This window comes from Xenorhabdus vietnamensis (assembly GCF_002127535.1).
GTDB classification, from domain to species: domain Bacteria; phylum Pseudomonadota; class Gammaproteobacteria; order Enterobacterales; family Enterobacteriaceae; genus Xenorhabdus; species Xenorhabdus vietnamensis.
Window position 1 is genome coordinate 1 of the sequence record NZ_MUBJ01000016.1, and the last position, 20,876, is coordinate 20,876.

Genomic DNA, 20,876 nt, shown 5'->3' on the forward strand with positions numbered 1-20,876 from the left:
TCTTGTTCCCAGATTTTGGCAGGGGATGGCATGTGACACCGCCTTTTATTTAAGGAAGAAGAGCCCCATCATGGCACAATAGGGATTACGGCTGTAGTATTAGAGAATGTGACCATGCGAGCGACTGTACGTCATTTATTGATTTTATGCTGGAAAAATGAGTCACAGCACTTAAGGAAAGTATTCATACGGAAAAGCCGAATACTACTGCGATGTCGGTAGAAATGTCGGTGCAAATGTCGGAAGAAAATTCACAGCCACTTAATGCGACTTCGCAAAAAATCTTATCTCTTATTGCCAATCAGCCATCTATAACAATATCTCAATTAGCCGATGATTTGAGCGTTAATCCTCGAACCATAGAACGCAATATCAAAGTATTGCAGGAAAATGGACTCTTAATTCAGGTTGGTGCGAAAAAAGGGGGATATTGGCGGATTAGATAATATGTTGAGAAAATCTAAGATTGGGAATATAGCGGCTTAGCTGTCTCTCACTGTGATACTCCCCCCACATAAATGCAAATGGTTGCCCCTGCAAATAAAAAATAATATGACAGGTTGAATAAGGCACTTATCTGATTAAAAAGCATTTTTGCGGGAGGGTTAATATGGAAAACCATTATGATATTTTGATCATAGGCGCTGGCGTTGCCGGCATTGGTATGGCGTGTCATTTGGAAAGAGAATGCCCTAACAAGAAAGTGGGGATCTTAGAACGCCGTCAGGCAATAGGTGGAACTTGGGATTTATTTCGCTATCCGGGTATTCGTACAGATTCAGATATGATGAGCTACGGCTATAAATTTCGTCCTTGGACAGATACCAGCATTTTTGCTGATGGCCTTTCAATTAGACATTATCTTCATTCAGCGGCGGAAGAGTATGGCGTTGATAAGAAAATACAGTTTGGATTGAAGATCACTCAAACTGATTGGTCAAATAAAACACATCAATGGACTGTTACTGCAATTGATGAAACCAGTGGAGAAATACGGCAATTTACCTGTAATTTTCTTGTTTCTGCGACAGGTTACTACAACTATGATCAACCATATTTACCTCAATTTCCCGGCCTAAAAGATTTCAAAGGCTCAATAGTTCATCCACAACATTGGCCTGAAACATTGGATTACAAAGGAAAGCGAGTTGTTGTGATTGGAAGTGGTGCAACAGCAGTGACTTTACTTCCAGCTATGGCCAATGATACTGAGCACATTACTATGTTACAGCGCTCCCCTAGCTATATTTTTTCGATACCAGGTAGGGATAAGATCGCTGAGTTTTTAAAAGGCATTATTCCGCAACGTTGGATTTATGCATTGAGCAGAAGTCGTAATATTTTCTTTTTTAGCTTGTTGTATAAAACAAGCCGATATTTTCCTAACCTATTGAAATCATTCTTACTGGGGTTAGCTCGCAGAAAGGTTGGCCCTACTTTTGAAATGAAACACCTTACGCCAAAGTACATGCCATGGGATGAACGGTTGTGCTTTGTCCCCGACAGCAATCTATTTAAGGCATTGAGAGAAGGCAAAGCGTCTATCGTTACGGATCAGATTGAACGTATTACTGAAAACAGTATCTTGTTGCAGTCTGGTAAGGAATTACCTGCGGATATCATAGTGACAGCGACAGGGTTGCAATTACAACTTATGGGGGGAATTAAGCTCTCTATTGATGGACAGCCACTAAAAAGTAATAACCTAATGTTTTATAAGGGGACATTGTTACAAGGGGTTCCTAATTTTGCCTATTTGTTTGGTTATATTAATAATGCCTGGACATTAAAAGTTGATCTATCAGCAGACTATATTTGTCGTTTGTTAAATGAGATGGATCGTCGTCATGCCACAATGGTAACACCACATGCTCCATCGGATGAGATAGTCGCTGATGAACATATTTTTGGTGCCTTGCGCTCGGGTTATGTGAAGCGTGGTGATAGAGGTCTTCCCCGTCAGGGGAGAAGTCCAAATTGGCATGTTCCACATGATTATAAAAAAGATAAAGAAGTATTGGGACAGCCAGTAGATGATGTGGCACTGAAGTGGAAATAATTATTTAATTTCCATATGAATATTTAAAATATACGGCTAAAAACCGTATATTTTAAATTAACGATTCGTGATGATCCATTTCTTGGTCAGCCAAGAAAAAACCAGCCCTGCGATGGCACCAAAAATATGTCCTTCTGTTGAAATATATTCTTGTAATGGTAATAGACCGAAAGCAATTCCACCGTAGTAAATAAACACCAGAATGGCAAAGAATAAATCCTTGGCTCTTCTCAGGAAGTAGGCATTAGCCAACAATAATCCCCATAAACCAAAAATCCAGCCGCTGGCACCGACATGAATGGCGGTACGGCCAAATAACCAGACCAGAGTTCCTTCCATAAAGATAATAAACAGACTGGCGAATACATAATAACGAATAGAGTGAGTCATCAGTAATGCACTCAATACTAATAATGCAGGAAGATTACTGAATAAGTGCTCCCAGCTACTGTGCAGGAAAGGGGATAAAGGGATTCCGATCAACCCGCTGGCATGGCGGGGAATAATACCCAGATAGCTTAATGCGCCACTTGTTAAGGTATCAAGCAATTGGATAATAATAAAAATTGATGCTAACCCTATTAGAATATGAAGACGTTGCCTAAACCATATTGCCATCATTATCTTCCTGTTAAAAATAACAAATCTATTAGAAATGAGAATGCCAGGATATTTTTTGTTCTATCATAACAGGGAATATTTTTATTAGCTGGCATATCTTGTCCCACGTGGCGAGGGATTGATATTACTTTTGTCGTTGTAAAGAAATTGATTAATTCTTCTATTTAGTTCAATTGACAGCCAGAAATATAGTTATAGACTCGATTTGCTGAAAAAATCTTTATCTAAAGATTATGCATAACTTCTGGGGAATAAACCGATAGGAGGAATGTGTGAAATCAGTGAATTTGTATATGTCTTAAGCAAGCTCGTAACTATTCGATAGGAGAAGGTAATATGGCTGTAACTGAGAGTCTCATAACCACCTATACCGAGTCGGATGCGCTGGGTTTAGCTAAGCTAGTGCATCAGGGTGAGGTTACCCCTTTGGAATTGGTAGAAGCGGCTATTACATGTATTGAACGGCTTAATCCTGAACTTAACGCTGTAGTTCACAAACTCTATGATATTGGTCGAGAGGCAGCGGCTTCTGTTGATCATAGTGCCCCCTTTGCTGGCGTACCGTTTTTGCTTAAAGAACTTATCTCTCAATGGAAAGGTGCGCCTCTCACCAATAGCTCCCGTTATCTGAAAGATATGATTGCGCCGATTGACTCAGAGATGACAAAACGTATTAAACGTGCGGGATTAATATTGGTCGGGAAGTCAAATTCGCCAGAGAATGGCTGGTCGATCAGCACTGAGCCGAAGCTCTATGGCATCACGAAAAACCCCTGGAAAGAAGGGATTAGCGCCGGAGGTTCAAGTGGTGGCACAGCAGCGGCAGTGGCTGCACGCATTGTACCCATCGGCGAAGCCAGTGATGGCGCCGGTTCTATCCGTATTCCTGCGTCCTGCTGCGGCATCGTAGGGCTGAAACCATCGAGAGGACGTGTGACGCTAGCGCCTGTCGGTGATTATTGGTATGGCGGTACTTATTTTCTCTGTTGTTCACGCACCATAAGAGACACTGCCGCTTATCTGGACGCTGTGGCCGGCGCACTTCCGGGCGATCTCTATACGCCTCCAGCCCCGGATTTACCTTGGTTGGAACTGTTGGCACAGGAACCCAGAAAATTACTTGTCGGATTTACTGTTACTCCCCCCAATGGCACTCCAATTGATGCTCAGGTGAAAAGGGCAGTTCTGGCAACGGTACGTACGCTGGAAGGACTTGGACACATAGTGGAAGAGCACGACATGGTGTTTGACACCACTGTTGCCTGGAGGACTTACACAGACATGATTTTCGTACAGGCGGCGTCAGGTTTAAATGATCTATCTAGTATCGTTGGACGGCCAGTGACACCGGATGATGTCGAGCCAATTACTTGGGCAATTATCGAACGTGGTCGTTCAATCGGTGGTATAACGCATGCCAGAGACATAGAGCAGATCCGCTTGCTTGGACGAGAGCTAACTAATGACCTTTTACCTTACGATATTTTCATTACGCCAACGTTGACACAATTACCACGCCCCATTGGTTACTATGATATGTCGGAGACTGACATTAACCGTTATCATGACAAATGGACAGATTCAGTATTCGCCTTTCCTTTCAATATTACTGGTCAACCGGCGATTTCACTGCCGCTTGGTTGGAGCGATGATGGTATTCCCATCGGTGTACAACTTGTCGGTCGCTATGGCGACGAAACTACTGTGCTCCAGGTTTCCGCTCAACTAGAGCAAGCGATGGCCTGGAAAGACCGTCGGCCATTGATAACAATCTGAAGAATGGTGCTGAAGGATGGCGTAGCAGCAACGTAATAAAATATGTACAGGGCAAGTGTATGAGATACGTCTGAAATTGGGATAGGGTTTGATCTCGTGACCAACCTCCATTCGTACATTGCTCGTACATTTCTCTTACATTGTATGCTGGATAATTATCTTTAGCAGGACAGGAACAGAAGGATGTTCGGATTATCCTTCTGGCCTGAATTATATTTAAAAAAACCTGTAACTATCAGTTCTTCAATGCCTGAACACTTTCAACCAAGTCAGCCAGCTGAGCAACCACGCGATCACCCACATCGGCATTATCACCACCCAGAGCTTTATTCCGTATAAAGTCACGTTTGATTTGCGGCCAGCGTTGCGCCTCTTCCGGCGTCATTGTGCCGCGAATCTCTGCCAGTTTGAGTAGGTTCTCTTCGGCACCGCTTGTCAGTAATTGGGCTTCACCTAAATAGTGATCATCTATAATGCGGCGTATTTCTTCAGCATTCATAACCGCTGAAACTTTTTCGCTGAGTTTATTCATGTTGCGATAGCTGCCCTGCAACTTGAACGGTGGCTCTGTCCGGTATTTGTCGGATTGCGCGGCACTGGCAATGTATTGTTGGTTTACCTTGAAGACGATATCCCGCATCATCAGCAGACGCTCAATAATGGCGACGATTTCGGTGATCTCTGCTTCGCTGTAGGGGTAACTCAGATTATTGTTGGAGAACGGTTTGCCCATTGCTTTATCGATAAACAGATAGAGATCATTCATATCGCGCAATGCCAGCGGAGCCAGTACCGGATTTGATGTCAGGCTGTTTTCGATATAGCTCAGCGTAAATGATTCTTCCATACCCCCCAATACTTCACCGAGGTTATAAATATCGGCACGGTTTGCCAGCATATCCGGAACTTTGAACAGCTCGCCGGATTCGGTATAAGGGTTACCTGACATAACAACACAGAATTTTTTGCCGCGCATGTCATAGGTTTTGGTCTGGTTTTTCCAAACCCCTTCGATACGCCGTGTGCCGTCACACAAGGAAATAAATTTTTGCAGGAATTCAGGGTTGGTGTGCTGGATATCATCTATATACAACATCACATTATTGCCCATTTCCAGCGCCAGATTCAGCTTTTCCAATTCCTGACGGGCAGTGGCATTCGGTGCCTGAGCGGGATCGAGTGACAAAACACTGTGCCCCAATGCGGGTGCGTTGATCTTCATGAAGATCAATCCAAGACGATTGGCGATATATTCCATCAAGGTCGTTTTGCCATAACCCGGCGGGGAAATCATCAATAGCATCCCCATCAAATCGGTGCGCTTGCCTTCCCCAATGGCTCCGATCTGTTTGGCAAGGTTATCGCCAATGAGTGGCAGATAAACGTCGTTGATTAATTTGTTACGTACAAATGAACTGAGTGGCCGAGCCTTGAATTCATGTAGCCGCAGTGCTTTTCTCTGCTGGTTCAGTACGTTTTGGCGCAATTCCTGATAATGATGATAGGCAGGAATAAAGACCTTACGCTGGTTGCGCATCCGGCAGAAATAATCATCAAGGCTCAGAGTCAGTGTTTGATTGACGATAGAAGGGTGCTCGCCGATCAAATCCGTGACGGTGAAATGCAGATCTACTTCACTGAAACGGGCATTAAGCGCTTTTTCCAATAAAATCAGTGCTACAGCCTCTGAAATATAGCCTTTCAGTGGGGCAAATTTTTGCAGGGAACAGAGACCATTCAGCCAGTTTTCCACCAACATCCAGCGTTGGGCGAAGCGTTGGCTGAGATTTTGTTGTGAGTGGTTGAAATCTCCCCACATATGGGCTTTTTCCAGTTCAGATTGCAGCCCTTCCAGTAGAGTGCGGGCATATTTACTGAAATTGAATTCCACGGTTGTCCGGCTTAATGCCAAACTCAAGTATTCTGCGGCCTGTGTTTGTTGGTAAGGTTCACATTTGATTGGATGACGCTCAAGGAACAGACTGATTTCTGCTTCAATTTCTGCCTGTAGATCCCGCAAACCGGCATCATTCCGGAAAAGTTGATAAATATTGGTGCAGGTACGGGCACGCTCAGGCCACAATGCTGGCTGTTCTTCGTGTTGGATCTGTTCCCAAAACAGAACGGCAATCGCTCTGGCATGAGGGTTGAATCGTAAAAGATCGGCACTTTCCCCGACAGGGATTAATTTGCGCAGGATCGCGACGGCATCATGATCATGAATACCTTTTTCATAACCTTCTTTATAGCGAGGCGCCGCAAATTCACGTACGTTTTTTGCCAGCATATCAGACTGGTTTAACAGGGATTTCAGTTCGTCCAGTGTTAAGCCATTGTATTCTTTACTTGCTGCGTAGATCAGTGAATAAGCCAAATACTCTGCGCGATAAACTTGTGGTGATTCTGATTCAAGCGCAATCTGCCAATAAGGTTTCAGGGATTCGAGTTCTGGGCTGTCAATTGGCTCCTGATAATCCGTTCCTGTCAGATGTAGGTGGAGACGATCACCCCGTGGCAAAATAGTGAGATCCAGCTCTTGGGTATTAACGCTGAAACGGTGGCGCGGGCCAAGTTTGATAATGTTACCGCCATCTTCATAGATTTCGGTTTTATCCCGTAAGCTGCGAATGGCTTGATCTCGCGCTGCCTTGAATTTGGCATCAATATCATCCGCTTTTACGCTGTCTTTCAGTTCTCGTAAACGTTCAATGATTTCGCGGGTTTTCAGCGATAGGGTATCGGAAGCAAAGAAGGCATTCAGTTCATCAAGTGAGGAAAATTTTGCAGTCCGGCGGCTAATGCTGTCCAGAAGGCGCTCTGCGGCAACCTGCAAATTCTGGGTTTTTCGCTGGCGCTCATCCAGCAGTGACTGTTTGTGAGTTTCAAATGTTTCCAGCAACTCTTCACGTTTGTCCAGAATGTCATTCAAGAACTCATCGTGATCACTGAATTGGGTTTCCAGCTCTTCGAGTTGTACCAGCAGGCGGGAGAGTTGTTCGTCACAACGCTCTGGATTGGTAGAAAGCGCCAGCGCGTTAGTAATTCCCTGACTGAACAGTTTAAATTGTGCTCCGAACTGAGCAACAGACTCAACAGAACCTTGTTCTTTGCGGCGTTGTTGCAGTCTGGCACGAGCTTGATTCAGCAGAGCATAAATTTCAGAAACTGACTCAATGATATGGGTTTGCTGAGTGGTGTCTTCGAATTTCAGCGAAGCCATCAAGTTTGACAGCATATCCAAATCGGCGGACATTTTCTCCATGTTCGCCAGTGGCTCGTTAAGCTGGGCGTTGTTAGCGGCGGACTGAACCTGTTTTTCCAGTTCTTGTAATTGCTGGGTAAATGGCTGTAATGCCTTTTCGCCGGCAAGGAATTCGGCTGTTGCCAGCGAAATGCGTTGCTGGCTATCAGACAGTTGAGCTTCCATTTCATCAAGGCGGGACAGATCGATATAACGGTGATCGCGCAAAGTGATCAAGTGACCACGCTGGATGCCCAATTTGTTTAAGGCTTCAATGAATTGTTGAGTCTCTGTCCAGCTTTCTGGCAGCATCGCAGACAATAAATCTTTCTGATACGACGTCGCTTCATTCATATACCGAACAGACTGGCGGCGGATGCTTTCTACTTTTTCGTATTCATCCAATACCTTTTCACCTGTATTGGCGATCTCTTTCAGCAACCCAGAGATATTCAGGCTCTGTTCACCATTAAACCAATAGTAGATATCCGCCAGACGGCGGGTGTCCTGACAAAGTTTTTCGTAGAGCAGGGAAGACACCTGCTGTTGTTCTATTTCTTTGGCGATATGATAAAGATCTGAAATACCACGTACCAGTTCAGCATTACCGATTCTGCCTAAAAAACTGTTTCTGGCTGGCTGGCGAGCGGCATATTCATCAGAATAAAATGGGGTTTGCCAGATTTGCATCGGGTGGATACGGGTCGGCTCTTCTGATTGCCCTTCAAACAGCACCATCTGACCATCTTCCAACATGGCATAACCGTGACCAAACAACGGGTTTTGTAGCTTGCGTTCGATCAGGTTGTAATTGAACAGTGCCAGACGACCAAGCTTTGGTTCGTAGAAGATGTACATGACATCTTCCCCATTTGGAGAACGGCGGACACGGCGGAAACGCATTCCATCCATCGATTGATCGAAAGTTTTGTATTCCCCACTTTGCAGGTAATAACCGCCGGGGAAAATAACACCGTGATCTTCCGGTAACTGAATGCAGGCTAAGCCGATGGCATCAATGCGCTGTACACTTTGGGTCAGGGTGTTGTAGACCAGATAACGCCAAGATTCTTCACGATAAGGCAGGATTTTCAGCAGGATCAGGCTACCTGTCTGAGCATATTCAATTTGTGCATCATCCAGTGACTGGGTTTTATCCAGCACGGCTTCTCGGTAGATCCCCAGGCCATCTTCGGTGTTGTTTTCACATTTTATGGTCAGATCGCCACCAATGGTTTCGACAAACACCGTATCCAGAATGTTCATATGTGGATAACGACCATTAACGGCATTTTCCCGCGTGGTTCTCTGCCATTCAAAGTCATAGGCGGGGGGCAGGGCGATATCCCGTTCACCGCGATTATCAATATAGGTTATTTCAGTTTTGTCGCTGGAAATAGCCCAGCGAAATACGCGAATATCCGTGATTCGTTCACCAATCTGGAAACTGGCGAGAAGTTTGCCATCGCGCTCGACCAGTCCCAGCAATTGGGTGTTTTTATAGTAAGTGTAGAGTTCACTGAAATCCTGTACAAAACTGGTGATATTGAGAAATGTGCCTGTCAGTGGAACGGATTCCACATCATATTCGTCATTTTCTTTCTTGAGCTTATACAGGGAGAAGACATCTTCAATTCGTGTTTCTTTTTTCAAGCCGAGGAATACGTTATAGCCAAACAGTAGCCAATCACCGACCCGGACGATATCGCGGGCAACGCAGTTGTTTTCTGTGCGAATGCGGATACGCCCGATAATATCAGTCTGGTTTTTGCCGAACTCTTCCAGACGGCGGGTGTTCAACAAGCTGGCTTTTTCATGTAGCTGCTGGCCTTGTTCAGACAGACGATTGCGTAAGATATCGTAGGCTCCGCCTTCCGCGACAGCGTTATCCAATAATTCCTGTTCACGATTATTCAATTGGCTATCTGACATGGCGTATCACGTTTCCTTGCTCAAGATTGATTTTAATGATGTTAATTCTGGTTTGGGGCTTGTATTGATATGCATGGTTTAGTGCAGGAAAAAATCCGTCACAGTTGCCTGTGACGGATGAATATTATTGATTATTCTTCAGTATTATCTTTGTTCGGACGCTTTTTACTTGAGCTGAACATGTTAACCAAAGACTGCACTTCAGGGTTTTGCAGGAGTGAATCAAGGTCCAGCTTTTGCTCCCCGTTGATTTTTTCACCTTTGCCTGTCAGCAATTTCTGTACGGCCTCTTTTACCAGAGGACTTTTGTCTACTACACCATTGATGGCTTTGCCCACACTGAGTGCTTTGGAGAAGGTATTGAAAAAACTGCCATCACCACCCACGATATCAATGTTGGTTTTGCTGAGTGCCGCAGCCAGCACTTCTGCTTGCTCTTTGGCGATCTCTTTGTTGGCGGCGATAGAAGCCATTGCCTGTTCGAAGTTCTTCTCAAGCTGCATACGGAACTCTTCGTGATCGCGAGCCGTATCGTTGAGATTGCCCATGGCGGTGAATTTGTCGGTCAGGCCGTCTGCTTCTGCTTTCAGGCGTTGGCGGATAACTTCAGCTTGAGCTGTCCCCAATTGGCCTTCACCACGGGCTTGTGCCACCAGTTTTTCTTCCAGCACTTTGGCATCTGCCAGACCCAATTTTTCTTTGGCATTGGCTTGCTGTTCATCACCACGTGCCTGAGCAGCCAATTTCTCTTGCAGTACTTTCGCTTCGGCAAGGCCCTGTTTTTCAGATGCATTGGCTTGGGCTTCCATAACCCGTGCTTCCGCCAAACCTTTTTCTTGTGTACCGCGGGCTTCTGCCAGCAGTTTTTCTGCAATCACATTCGCCTGTACCAGACCTTCTTTCTCTTCGGCTTCGGCTTTAGCTTGGCGGATACGGGCTTCGGCCAGACCTAATGCGGCTTCTTCTGCCTCGATACCTTCGGCCATGCGTTTTTTCGCTTCTGACTGTTTGGAGGCTGCTTCCAGCTCAGCTTGTGCCATGGTACTGATTTCCAGTGCCTTGAATTTGGAGCTGTTTTCATCCGCTTCGGCTTGTTTCACCTGACGAACCAATTCTTGTTCTGCTTTAGCCTGAGCATCAATAATTGTGATTTGCTTCTTGCGGTCAGCTTCAGAAATCATGCGCACTTCTTTGATTCGTTCTTCTTCCTGCGCAACGGTTTTTTCTACTGCAACACGTTCGCGAATCACGTTGGAGATGTTTTTACGTTCTTCTTCCAGTGCTTTTTCTTTCTCTATGCGTTGTAGTTCTACTTCACGCTCACGAGAAACAATTTCTAATTCTTGTGCACGAATGACTTTTTCCATCTCAATGGTGACGGCACGGGAGCGGTTTTGTTGTGCTACTTCCACTTCACGTAGGCGATTTTCTTCGCGAATTTCAATTTCCTGCTGGGTCTGGATTCGGGCCTGTTCTGCTTTCAGACGTTCTTCCTCTTGTACACGCAGAGTTTCAGCAGATTCACGGGCGCGGATACTTTCTATTTCACGCTTTTGCCGGGCTTCCGCATCCGCTTGCTGGCGCTCCAAGGCCAGACTGGCTTCACGGGTTTCGACGTTTTTCTTTTGGATAGCCAATTCTTGGTCGCGTTCTTTCTGGTTGGTTTCAATATTGTGGATCGCGGTAATTTCGGTAATTTTACGGATACCTTCCGCATCAAAGATATTGTTTGGGTCCAGCGAGTTTTTCGGTGTTTGTTCCAGATAGTCGATGGCGACATCTTCCAGTGCATAGCCGTTCAGATCTTTACCGATGACATCAACAATGCGATCACGGAAGTTTTGGCGATCTTCAAACAGTTTTGACAGTTCGAATTGCTTACCTACGGTTTTCAGGGCTTCTGAGAATTTGGCGCTGAACAGGGCATTGACGGCATTATGGTCAGAAGCGCGTTCTACACCGATGGATTTTGCCACTTTCAGCACGTCTTCGGTGGTTTCATTGACCCGCAGGTAGAATGCAACGGTAATATCCGCGCGCAGGTTGTCTTTACAGATCAGACCATCTTTACCACGGCGATCGACTTCCAGTGTCAGCAAGGAGATGCGCATGAATTCCTTTTTGTAAATAACCGGATAGACCAGCGCACCAGTAAAATGTACTTTCGGCTGGGCAGACATATCGTTGACTATCAGCGCCGTCCCCTGTGGGACTTTGATATAAAACGCTTTAAAAAGCCCAAAGAAACCCAGAATGACGATAATTATCGTCGCAACGATGACCAGAAAAGGCATGAAATCTGCCAAGGCAATATCTGACATGTATTTCTCCATTTTATTTTGGGGCTAACGGGAAAGGCATCAGTGACCCATAATTTAAGCAGCTATTCATCCATGACCGAAATGTTGAGTGAGACATGTCAGATAGCAAGGTTTAGATAGTGATTTAATGTTAAGTGGCGGCAAGCCAGCCGTTACCGCTTAAATTCGTCTTCGCTGACCACGGTGTAACTGTGGGTTTCGGTTTCGTAACTGATTAGTACAACACTGTCACCGCGGGTAATACCGTCACTTTCTGGAGCCCGTACTTGTAAAATAAGGCTGGCTCCGTGGTTTTCCATCAGGGCTTCACCACGCTGTTCTGTGACAATGGGAGAACGAACTTCAGCAACTTTTCCTATCAGATTATCGACGCTGTTGGAGCGGCTGAGTTTGGCCAGTTTCGGTTGTAATGGGCGCAATAACATTGCTGTCAGTAATAAGGCAATGAAACTCACAGCAAAAAAAGTGATGGTTCCGAGCAAATAACGGAGTACATCGGTTTCAATGAAGCGAAGCATTAAATGCATGCTGAAATAACTTAAAGGCCAGCCCACCAATGTAATCAGCGTAATAATGATAGTGACAGGAATTCCTGTGAGCCCGAGTTTTGTTAACCAACCCGCCAGAGAGGATGCATCGAAACCATCTACATCCATATTCAGGATATCAATATCAAGTAAACCAAAAGCAGCACAGATCCAATAAAACAAAATAATGAATAATAATCCGCTGAAAATAACAACCGGAAAAGCCAAACAATTTTGTAGGAAAAGATCCATCAGAATGGTGTCTCAAGACGATAATACTTATTAAGTAATACTTAATTAAAACAGTTTTCAAAATAACTTAATAGGGGAAAAGGGGGCTTTTTTGAGTCTTATCGCAATAATTAGATAAGACTGATTTATTGATGCTGCTCATAGATATTGAGTTTTCAATATATCAATGTTGGGGTTTTATTTTGGAAGGAAATGGTGATAGCTAAAATGACCGAGAAATATAAATTAATTTTCTCATCAAGTGAAAATTATTAGATGAAAAATCTAAATACGCCATTTAAGTAAGGAATAAGAATAAAACAGTTTATTAACTATGATCTGATAAATTGTTCATAAATAGTATTATTTAATTGTAAATATTATTTATTGTTAATATTTGGCCGTTTTTTGAATATTAAATAAGGGAAAGTGTTTATGCAGGTATTAAGTTCGCTGAAAACAGCAAAGCAACGACATTCTGATTGCAAGGTCGTTCGTCGTCGTGGTCGGTTGTATGTCATCTGTAAATCTAACCCGCGTTTTAAGGCTGTTCAGGGCAAGAAAAAGAAACGCTGATTTTTCTAAATGGCAGGCGCATCCATGCAGAAATACTAGTGCTGTAGCTTATAAATATACTTGCACCTTTCGCTATATTTTGTCAGCTTTAATGGAATCAGTATGTCTGATTAACTTCTCTCAAGACAGGGTATCCATGATGAAAAGTGTAGGTTTTATCGGCTGGCGTGGTATGGTCGGCTCAGTATTGATGCAGCGGATGTTGGAAGAGCGGGATTTTGATGAGATCAATCCAGTTTTTTTCACTACTTCCCAGCATGGGCTTCCTGCCCCACAGTTTGCAATAAATAGCGCAGGCAAATCAGGTGTATTACAAGATGCTTTTGATATCGAGGCCTTGCATGCACTGGATATCATCATTAGTTGTCAGGGTGGGGATTATACCAATGAAATTTATCCCAAACTGAAGGCAACAGGCTGGCAGGGATATTGGATCGATGCCGCTTCTGCGCTGCGCATGAATGATGATGCAGTCATTATTCTTGATCCTGTTAACCATCAGCATATTCAGAATAGCCTGAATAAAGGTATCAAAACCTTTGTTGGTGGTAACTGTACTGTTAGTTTGATGTTGATGTCGTTGGGCGGATTGTTTGCCAATGATTTGATTGAATGGGCATCGGTATCGACCTATCAGGCAGCTTCTGGTGGGGGTGCTCGTCATATGCGTGAGTTGTTGGTGCAAATGGGGATGCTGCATAATCAGGTTTCTGGGGAGTTACAGAACCCTGCTTCTGCGATTTTGGATATTGAAAAGCGTGTAACGGATTTTACCCGCAGCAGTGCATTGCCGATGGATCAATTTGGTGTTCCTTTGGCGGGAAGTTTGATCCCGTGGATTGATAAGCAACTGGATAATGGGCAGAGCCGTGAGGAGTGGAAAGGTCAGGCAGAAACCAACAAGATCTTGAACACGGGCAGTAATGTTATTCCGATTGATGGCCTGTGTGTCCGTATTGGGGCATTGCGCTGCCATAGTCAGGCATTTACTCTGAAATTGAAAAAAGACATTCCGATTCATGAAATTGAAACGTTGTTGGCTTCCCATAATGATTGGGTTCGCGTTATCCCTAATGATCGTGAATTGACGATGCGTGAGTTAACACCGGCAGCGGTTACCGGAACATTGAATACACCAGTTGGTCGCCTGCGTAAGCTGAATATGGGGCCGGAATATCTATCCGCCTTTACTGTTGGTGATCAGCTATTGTGGGGAGCGGCTGAGCCATTGCGCCGGATGTTGCGTATTTTGCTGTAGTAAAGCATTTAATAGACCGCCATTATTGAATAAATATTGGCGGTTTTCATTTTTTTATATTATTTTTTCTAATTATGGTAAGAATTAGGTGATATTGTCATTCGTGATATAAAACTGTTAGAAAGAATATTTCAAATTAATATGTGATCTGACATGAGCGTATAAAAATCTAAAATAGAAAACTTTGCAGGATTTTATCCATACAGAATGATAAAAATAATTTATTTTTTTATTATCAATATCCTTTATATTTCAAGTTTTTTTTGTTGGTTTCGCTAACTTACCCCTGTCATATCATGACCTAATGATTCTGAGGATTTGATTTCTTGCCATTGCGATGTAATTGGAAATCTATTAAGTATGTCTTATCTTGCCAAATAGTTTATTATTAGGGATGTTCACTAACATTTTTTCATAAATTTGATTTTATTTTTTGATGGATTTTAAATTTTGATATATGATCACAAATCTTATTTTTTCAATGGGTTGATTGGGTTAAATTTAGTTCACTAGTTTAAAGTGATTAACCATTTTTATGTCACTTATTGCAATATTATCTATTGGAGAAGATATGCAAAGTGAGAGTCTTTTTACCGCTTGTCCATCTTGTGGGAAGTCTGTCAGTAAATCAGCTAAAGTTTGTCTGAATTGTGGACACAAAGTGAAGAAGAATCGTTTAATTAAACTTATTATTGTTTTGGTAGTGATTTTTTTACTTTTCATTTTCATTGGAAGTAGTGGGAAAGAAATGTCATCTTCACCGGCTAAAGCTGACAGTAGTCCGAAAACAAGCAGTACTCCGAAAGCAGCAGCATTGCCAGAATTCCAAGCTCAGTTTATTCAGGTTGTTTCATCGTTTTTCGATCGGTATGTTCAGGCAAGCAATGAGTTACAGAAATCTTCACTTAGAGTTGAAAGAAAAGAACAGATTTCAAAGATCTTTCCGGGATATTCGGTAACTTCCTGGGTTGGCAAGATAAAAGAGTTGGATACTAACAGCGATGGAAAAGCTATTTTGTCTGTTCAGATTGCGTCTAATATTACGATACAAACTTGGAATAATGAACTCTCCGATATTGGAAATAATACATTAATTGAAAAAGGTACATCTGTTTACAAGAGCCTTTTTCCTTTAAAAGTTGGACAGAAAATTGAGTTTTCTGGATCTTTCTTTCCATCACCTGAAGATTCTTTCAAAGAAACAAGCCTGACGAGTGATGGTTCTATGAAAGAACCGGAGTTTTTGTTTAAATTTTTATCAGTAAAACCTATTGACTAAGGATGATATATGGCACTTATTAATTGCCCAGAATGTTCTAACAGTGTAAGCGATAACTCACTGAAATGCCCAAGTTGTGGTGTTCAATTGAGAAAACCTAAGAGAAGTTTTTTTGGGAAAATTATCAAATGGGGATTTATTCTATTTAATGTCATTATGGCCTTCTGGTTGATTGGTGGAATGAATGTTGCCTCTGAAGCTGTAAACACAGGAACAACAGCAGAACAGATAGGGGGAGCGATTGGCTCAGGTTTGGGAATAGCGATGATTCTGTCAATGTGGGTCATTGGCGATATTATTTTAGGTCTGTTTGTTCTGCTAACTCGCCCTAAATCTTAATATCATATTGAGTAAGTAACCCAGATAACAACCGTTATCTGGGTTACTGAATGAATATCAGATATCAATATTCGCTGCTTTCAGTGCATTCTCTTCAATAAAGGCACGGCGAGGTTCAACGGCATCCCCCATCAACGTTGTGAACAGTTGGTCAGTTGCAATCGCATCTTTTACTGTTACACGCATCATACGACGCGTGTCTGGGTTCATGGTGGTTTCCCACAACTGGTCAGGGTTCATTTCTCCCAGACCTTTATAACGTTGGATGGAAAGACCACGGCGCGACTCTTTGGTCAGCCATTCCAGAGCCTGTTCAAAGCTGCTTACCGTCTGACGACGCTCACCCCGTTCGATATATGCATCTTCTTCGATCAAGTTTGCGAGCAATTCACCCAGTTTGGTGATACGACGATATTCGCCGCCGTGGATGAAGTCGAAATCCAGATTGTAGTTGGTATCAACGCCATGTGTACGAATGCATAAAACCGGTTCGAAAATCTGGCGTTCGCGGTTCTCATGGATTTGATAGCTGTAAGTGCTGCCATGCTGCTCTTTGTCATTCAGACGAATAACCAGAGCACTTACCCATTCTTCCACTTTTGCCTGATTGTTCAGGGCATCTTCAGTCAGTTTTGGATGGTAAATCAGGCTGTTCAGCAGAGCCAGCGGATACATACGCTCCATGCGACGGATGATTTTCTGGGTAGCATTGAATTCAGTTACCAAGTTTTCCAGTGCTTCACCTTTCAGGGCTGGTGCATGTGGGTTGGTATACAATGCAGCACCATCCAACGCGATGGACATCTGGTAGGCTTCCATTGCATCGTCATCTTTGATGTATTGCTCTTGTTTGCCTTTCTTCACTTTATACAGTGGTGGCTGGGCAATGTAGACATAACCACGCTCAATGATTTCCGGCATCTGGCGATAGAAGAATGTCAGCAACAGGGTGCGGATGTGTGAACCATCAACGTCGGCGTCGGTCATGATGATTATGCTGTGATAACGCAGTTTATCCGGGTTATATTCATCACGGCCAATCCCGCAGCCCAGAGCGGTGATCAAAGTTGCGACTTCCTGTGAAGAGAGCATTTTATCAAAGCGTGCTTTTTCAACGTTCAGGATCTTACCTTTCAATGGCAGGATAGCCTGATTTTTGCGGTTGCGTCCCTGTTTTGCTGAACCACCCGCAGAATCACCCTCCACCAAGTAGAGTTCGGACAGAGCTGGGTCACGTTCCTGACAGTCTGCCAGCTTGCCCGGCAATCCAGCCAGATCCAGTGCACCTTTACGGCGGGTCATTTCACGGGCTTTACGTGCTGCTTCACGGGCACGGGCTGCATCAATGATTTTGCCGACGACGGTTTTGGCATCGTTCGGGTTTTCCAGCAGGTATTCCACCAGTTTCTCATTCATCAGAGTTTCGACTGCGGTCTTCACTTCGGAAGAAACCAGCTTGTCTTTGGTCTGGGAAGAGAATTTAGGATCAGGTACTTTAACGGAGATCACTGCAATCAGGCCTTCACGGGCATCGTCACCAGTGGCGCTGACTTTTGATTTTTTGTTGTAACCCTCTTTATCCATATAGCTATTGAGGGTACGGGTCATCGCGGTACGGAAACCAACTAAGTGGGTTCCTCCATCGCGCTGAGGAATGTTGTTGGTGAAGCAGTAAATATTTTCCTGAAAACCATCGTTCCATTGCATGGAAATTTCAACGCCAATACCGTCTTTTTCTGTGGAGAAATAGAAGACATTTGGGTGAATTGGGTTTTTATTGCGGCTCAGGAACTCAACAAACGCTTTGATCCCGCCTTTATAGTGGAAAATATCTTCTGCATTTGTACGTTTGTCGACTAAACGAATGGAAACACCGGAATTCAGAAATGACAATTCACGCAGGCGCTTTGCCAGAATATCGTATTCGAATTCAGTGTTAATCTTGAACGTATCCATACTTGGCCAGAAACGGACAGTGGTTCCTGTATGTTCGGTATCGCCAACGATGTTCAGCGGAGACTGTGGAACACCATGGTGGTAGGTCTGTTCGTGGACTTTCCCGTCACGACGGATAGTCAGTTCCAGTTTTTCCGATAAGGCGTTAACAACAGAAACCCCTACGCCATGCAGACCGCCGGAAACTTTATAGGAGTTGTCATCGAATTTACCCCCCGCATGCAGCACGGTCATGATAACTTCTGCTGCTGAAACACCTTCTTCTTCGTGTATGCCGGTAGGAATACCGCGGCCATCATCCTGCACAGAAACCGAGTTATCTGCATGGATAGTGACAAGTATCTTGTCACAATGGCCTGCGAGGGCTTCGTCGATAGCGTTGTCAACAACCTCGAAGACCATGTGGTGCAGGCCAGTACCGTCATCGGTATCACCGATATACATGCCTGGACGTTTACGGACAGCATCCAGCCCTTTTAATACCTTGATACTTGAGGAGTCATATGTATTCGACATCAACGTTTCTCGCTCATCTTAATCCTGTGGTTGAACCTCGATTTTGCCATGTTCTACGCGAAACATCCTGCTATTTACATCAATCATGTCTGTAACTTGCCCAGGTGTGATTGCACTGACAAACACTTGGGCTTGCGTAGATTTTAGACGCTCGGCTAATAGCTGACGACGGCCGGCATCCAGTTCTGAAGCAAAATCATCAAGCAGATACAGGCATTTTTGCCCGCTCTGTCGGGTGAAATATTCACCCTGTGCTAACCTCAACGCGCACATCAGTAACTTCAACTGACCACGGGACAGCATATCTTCTACTGGTGTACCATCTGCCCTAATCCGCAGATCGGCTTTATGCGGGCCAGAAGCCGTGTAGGTTAGCGATCTGTCGCGCTCAAATTGCCGCGCGAGCAGCTCCGCATATTCACTCTCTTTGTCCCAGCCTTGTTGAAAACTGATACTAAGGGTGAATTCAGGTAAAAATTGTTTGCAGGTTTTTTCCATATCCTCGGAAATTCCTGCAATATATTCAGCCCGCCATTGACTGATTTCGGTTGCCAGCGGAGCAAGTTCCCGATCCCAATGCTGAATTTGGTTGTAGCGGGTGACTTGTCGCAACGCCGCATTCCGCTGTTTGAGCAGCCTTTTCAGGTTGGCCCAAGCAGTAAAAAAGCGTGGTTCATTGTGAAAGCATCCCCAATCAATAAAGGCCCGACGATATTTCGGGCCACCATTTAACAAAGTGAAACCTTCTGGTGTGATGAGTTGCATGGGCAGCATTTTTGCCAATTCCGCAATTTTATGCCCATCACTGCCATCTATCCTGACTTTGCTATCGCCTTGACGGTTTTTGCTTAAGCCCACCGACAAGATACGCTCATGGAATTGTTGATCAAGTCGCCCATGAAGAATGAACTCTTCGCAATCATGGCGAATTACTCTTCCTGCCTGAATACTGCGAAAAGCCCGACCATGGCCTAATGTATAAATGGCTTCCAGTATACTTGTTTTGCCACTACCGTTTGGCCCAACCAGAAAATTAAAACCGGTTGCCAATGACAGATCAGCATCCGCGATATTACGGAAATCGCGGATTAACAAACGCGAGAGAATCATATTTATGAGTTAATTCTGTTACAGGCGCATTCTTTACAGACGCATCGGCATTACGACATAAGTCGCTGCTTGACTGGCTGAATTCTCAATTTTTACGCTGGATGTGGCATCTGTTAGCAGGAGGCTCACCTGCTCGCATTTCAATGCGTTGAGAACATCCAATACGTAGCTGACATTGAAGCCAATTTCCATCTCAGTACCCTGATAACTGACATCAACTATCTCTTCTGCTTCTTCCTGCTCCGGATTATTGGCGGTAATTCTAAGCTGGTTCTCACTCAAATAGATGCGAACGCCACGGAATTTTTCGTTGGACAAAATTGCTGCCCGTGAAAATGCCTGCTTAAGCATGTCACAATTAGCTTCCAACGTTTTGTCAGGATTTTTTGGCAGTACGCGGCGGTAATCAGGAAAGCGACCATCAACCAACTTCGATGTGAAGATAAAATCACCAACATGAGCACGGATGTTGTTGCTGCCAATCTGTAATTGCAGTAGGTTGTCACCGCCATCCAGCAGACGCATTAATTCAATGACTCCTTTGCGAGGCACTATCACTGAATGGGACGGCAGGTTTTGCCCGATGTGCATGGAACAAACCGCCAAACGGTGACCATCGGTGGCAACGGTACGCAGTTCTTCTCCCTCAGTTTCAAACAACATACCATTCAAGTAATAGCGAACATCCTGATGCGCCATGGAAAATTGAGTAGATTCAATCAGACGTTTCAGTGTGGCCTGAGGTAAAGAGAATTCGACTTCGCTCTGCCAGTCATCAAGATTGGGAAAATCTGAAGCGGGTAGAGTAGAGAGCGAAAAACGGCTGCGGCCAGAACGGACGAGAATGCGGTCGCCATCCAGTTCTACGCTGATTTCCGCTCCGTCAGGCAACCCGCGCCAGATATCAAAAAATTTACGCGCGGGGACAGTCGTTGCACCTTGTTCATGTGGCTGGGTAAGCGTAACCCTAGCCTTCATTTCCATTTCCAAATCGGTGCCCGTCAGCAGCAGGGAACCTGCTGTTACCTGCAATAATAAGTTGCCTAAAATGGGCAGAGTAGGGCGGCCTCCCAAGGGGCTGCTCACCTGCTGCAAAGGTTTTAATAATTGCTCACGTTCAATGATGAATTTCAT

At 44.3% G+C, this 20,876-nt stretch carries 14 protein-coding genes; 7 read left to right on the forward strand and 7 right to left on the reverse strand.

What is annotated here, in order from left to right:
• Positions 1–236: 236 nt before the first annotated feature.
• Both Xvie_RS13815 and Xvie_RS13820 read left to right on the forward strand, forming a co-directional pair.
• Positions 237–446: an HTH domain-containing protein gene (locus tag Xvie_RS13815; RefSeq protein WP_244175653.1), complete on the forward strand. Its 210-nt coding sequence runs from the start codon at positions 237–239 to the stop codon at positions 444–446.
• Positions 447–610: 164 nt separating this feature from the next.
• Entirely contained in the window at positions 611–2,059 is a 1,449-nt protein-coding gene (locus Xvie_RS13820) for a flavin-containing monooxygenase (RefSeq protein ID WP_086109889.1), read from the forward strand.
• 57 nt (positions 2,060–2,116) lie between these two features.
• Here Xvie_RS13820 and Xvie_RS13825 read toward each other — a convergent pair whose 3' ends face one another.
• Positions 2,117–2,677 carry a rhomboid family intramembrane serine protease gene (locus tag Xvie_RS13825; RefSeq protein ID WP_422645937.1) on the reverse strand — a complete coding sequence of 187 codons (561 nt, stop codon included), beginning with the start codon at positions 2,675–2,677 and terminating at the stop codon, positions 2,117–2,119.
• A 339-nt stretch (positions 2,678–3,016) separates the two neighbouring features.
• On the opposite strand from Xvie_RS13825, the gene Xvie_RS13830 reads away from it, so the two are divergent.
• Positions 3,017–4,456 (forward strand): amidase, encoded by a 1,440-nt coding sequence (locus tag Xvie_RS13830; protein ID WP_086109891.1) that lies wholly within the window; start codon positions 3,017–3,019, stop codon positions 4,454–4,456.
• A gap of 235 nt (positions 4,457–4,691) precedes the next feature.
• Here Xvie_RS13830 and Xvie_RS13835 read toward each other — a convergent pair whose 3' ends face one another.
• From Xvie_RS13835 to Xvie_RS13845, 3 genes are all read right to left on the reverse strand, one after another.
• Positions 4,692–9,629, reverse strand: a complete 4,938-nt coding sequence (locus Xvie_RS13835) for a DNA repair ATPase (protein ID WP_086109892.1) — start codon at positions 9,627–9,629, stop codon at positions 4,692–4,694.
• 131 nt (positions 9,630–9,760) lie between these two features.
• Complete coding sequence (locus tag Xvie_RS13840; protein ID WP_086109973.1) at positions 9,761–11,941, reverse strand: flotillin family protein; 2,181 nt, start codon at positions 11,939–11,941, stop codon at positions 9,761–9,763.
• A 161-nt stretch (positions 11,942–12,102) separates the two neighbouring features.
• The gene (locus Xvie_RS13845; protein WP_086109893.1) at positions 12,103–12,729 is read right to left on the reverse strand and encodes an NfeD family protein; all 627 of its coding nucleotides are present in this window, start codon (positions 12,727–12,729) and stop codon (positions 12,103–12,105) included.
• A gap of 414 nt (positions 12,730–13,143) precedes the next feature.
• On the opposite strand from Xvie_RS13845, the gene ykgO reads away from it, so the two are divergent.
• The 4 genes from ykgO (at position 13,144) to Xvie_RS13865 (ending at position 16,160) form a co-directional block, all read left to right on the forward strand.
• On the forward strand, positions 13,144–13,284 hold the full coding sequence (gene ykgO / locus Xvie_RS13850) for a type B 50S ribosomal protein L36 (RefSeq protein ID WP_086109894.1): 141 nt from the start codon (positions 13,144–13,146) through the stop codon (positions 13,282–13,284).
• A 139-nt stretch (positions 13,285–13,423) separates the two neighbouring features.
• Positions 13,424–14,542: an aspartate-semialdehyde dehydrogenase gene (gene asd, locus Xvie_RS13855; protein WP_086109895.1), complete on the forward strand. Its 1,119-nt coding sequence runs from the start codon at positions 13,424–13,426 to the stop codon at positions 14,540–14,542.
• A 571-nt stretch (positions 14,543–15,113) separates the two neighbouring features.
• Positions 15,114–15,821: a zinc ribbon domain-containing protein gene (locus Xvie_RS13860; protein WP_086109896.1), complete on the forward strand. Its 708-nt coding sequence runs from the start codon at positions 15,114–15,116 to the stop codon at positions 15,819–15,821.
• Positions 15,822–15,830: 9 nt separating this feature from the next.
• Positions 15,831–16,160: a hypothetical protein gene (locus Xvie_RS13865; RefSeq protein WP_086109897.1), complete on the forward strand. Its 330-nt coding sequence runs from the start codon at positions 15,831–15,833 to the stop codon at positions 16,158–16,160.
• A gap of 57 nt (positions 16,161–16,217) precedes the next feature.
• Here Xvie_RS13865 and gyrB read toward each other — a convergent pair whose 3' ends face one another.
• From gyrB to dnaN, 3 genes are read right to left on the reverse strand one after another with little or no spacing between them, the layout of a single operon-like run.
• Positions 16,218–18,632, reverse strand: a complete 2,415-nt coding sequence (gene gyrB, locus Xvie_RS13870) for a DNA topoisomerase (ATP-hydrolyzing) subunit B (RefSeq protein ID WP_086109898.1) — start codon at positions 18,630–18,632, stop codon at positions 16,218–16,220.
• An 18-nt stretch (positions 18,633–18,650) separates the two neighbouring features.
• On the reverse strand, positions 18,651–19,742 hold the full coding sequence (gene recF / locus Xvie_RS13875) for a DNA replication/repair protein RecF (RefSeq protein ID WP_086109899.1): 1,092 nt from the start codon (positions 19,740–19,742) through the stop codon (positions 18,651–18,653).
• 33 nt (positions 19,743–19,775) lie between these two features.
• Positions 19,776–20,876, reverse strand: coding sequence for a DNA polymerase III subunit beta (gene dnaN, locus Xvie_RS13880; protein WP_086109900.1), 1,101 nt, complete (start codon positions 20,874–20,876; stop codon positions 19,776–19,778).

Coding starts and splice junctions, on each gene's coding strand:
- Xvie_RS13815 (WP_244175653.1), top strand. CDS start 237: ATGTCGGAAGAAAATTCACAGCCACTTAATGCGACTTCGCAAAAAATC.
- Xvie_RS13820 (WP_086109889.1), top strand. CDS start 611: ATGGAAAACCATTATGATATTTTGATCATAGGCGCTGGCGTTGCCGGC.
- Xvie_RS13825 (WP_422645937.1), bottom strand. CDS start 2,677: ATGGCAATATGGTTTAGGCAACGTCTTCATATTCTAATAGGGTTAGCA.
- Xvie_RS13830 (WP_086109891.1), top strand. CDS start 3,017: ATGGCTGTAACTGAGAGTCTCATAACCACCTATACCGAGTCGGATGCG.
- Xvie_RS13835 (WP_086109892.1), bottom strand. CDS start 9,629: ATGTCAGATAGCCAATTGAATAATCGTGAACAGGAATTATTGGATAAC.
- Xvie_RS13845 (WP_086109893.1), bottom strand. CDS start 12,729: ATGGATCTTTTCCTACAAAATTGTTTGGCTTTTCCGGTTGTTATTTTC.
- ykgO (WP_086109894.1), top strand. CDS start 13,144: ATGCAGGTATTAAGTTCGCTGAAAACAGCAAAGCAACGACATTCTGAT.
- asd (WP_086109895.1), top strand. CDS start 13,424: ATGAAAAGTGTAGGTTTTATCGGCTGGCGTGGTATGGTCGGCTCAGTA.
- Xvie_RS13860 (WP_086109896.1), top strand. CDS start 15,114: ATGCAAAGTGAGAGTCTTTTTACCGCTTGTCCATCTTGTGGGAAGTCT.
- Xvie_RS13865 (WP_086109897.1), top strand. CDS start 15,831: ATGGCACTTATTAATTGCCCAGAATGTTCTAACAGTGTAAGCGATAAC.
- gyrB (WP_086109898.1), bottom strand. CDS start 18,632: ATGTCGAATACATATGACTCCTCAAGTATCAAGGTATTAAAAGGGCTG.
- recF (WP_086109899.1), bottom strand. CDS start 19,742: ATGATTCTCTCGCGTTTGTTAATCCGCGATTTCCGTAATATCGCGGAT.
- dnaN (WP_086109900.1), bottom strand. CDS start 20,876: ATGAAATTCATCATTGAACGTGAGCAATTATTAAAACCTTTGCAGCAG.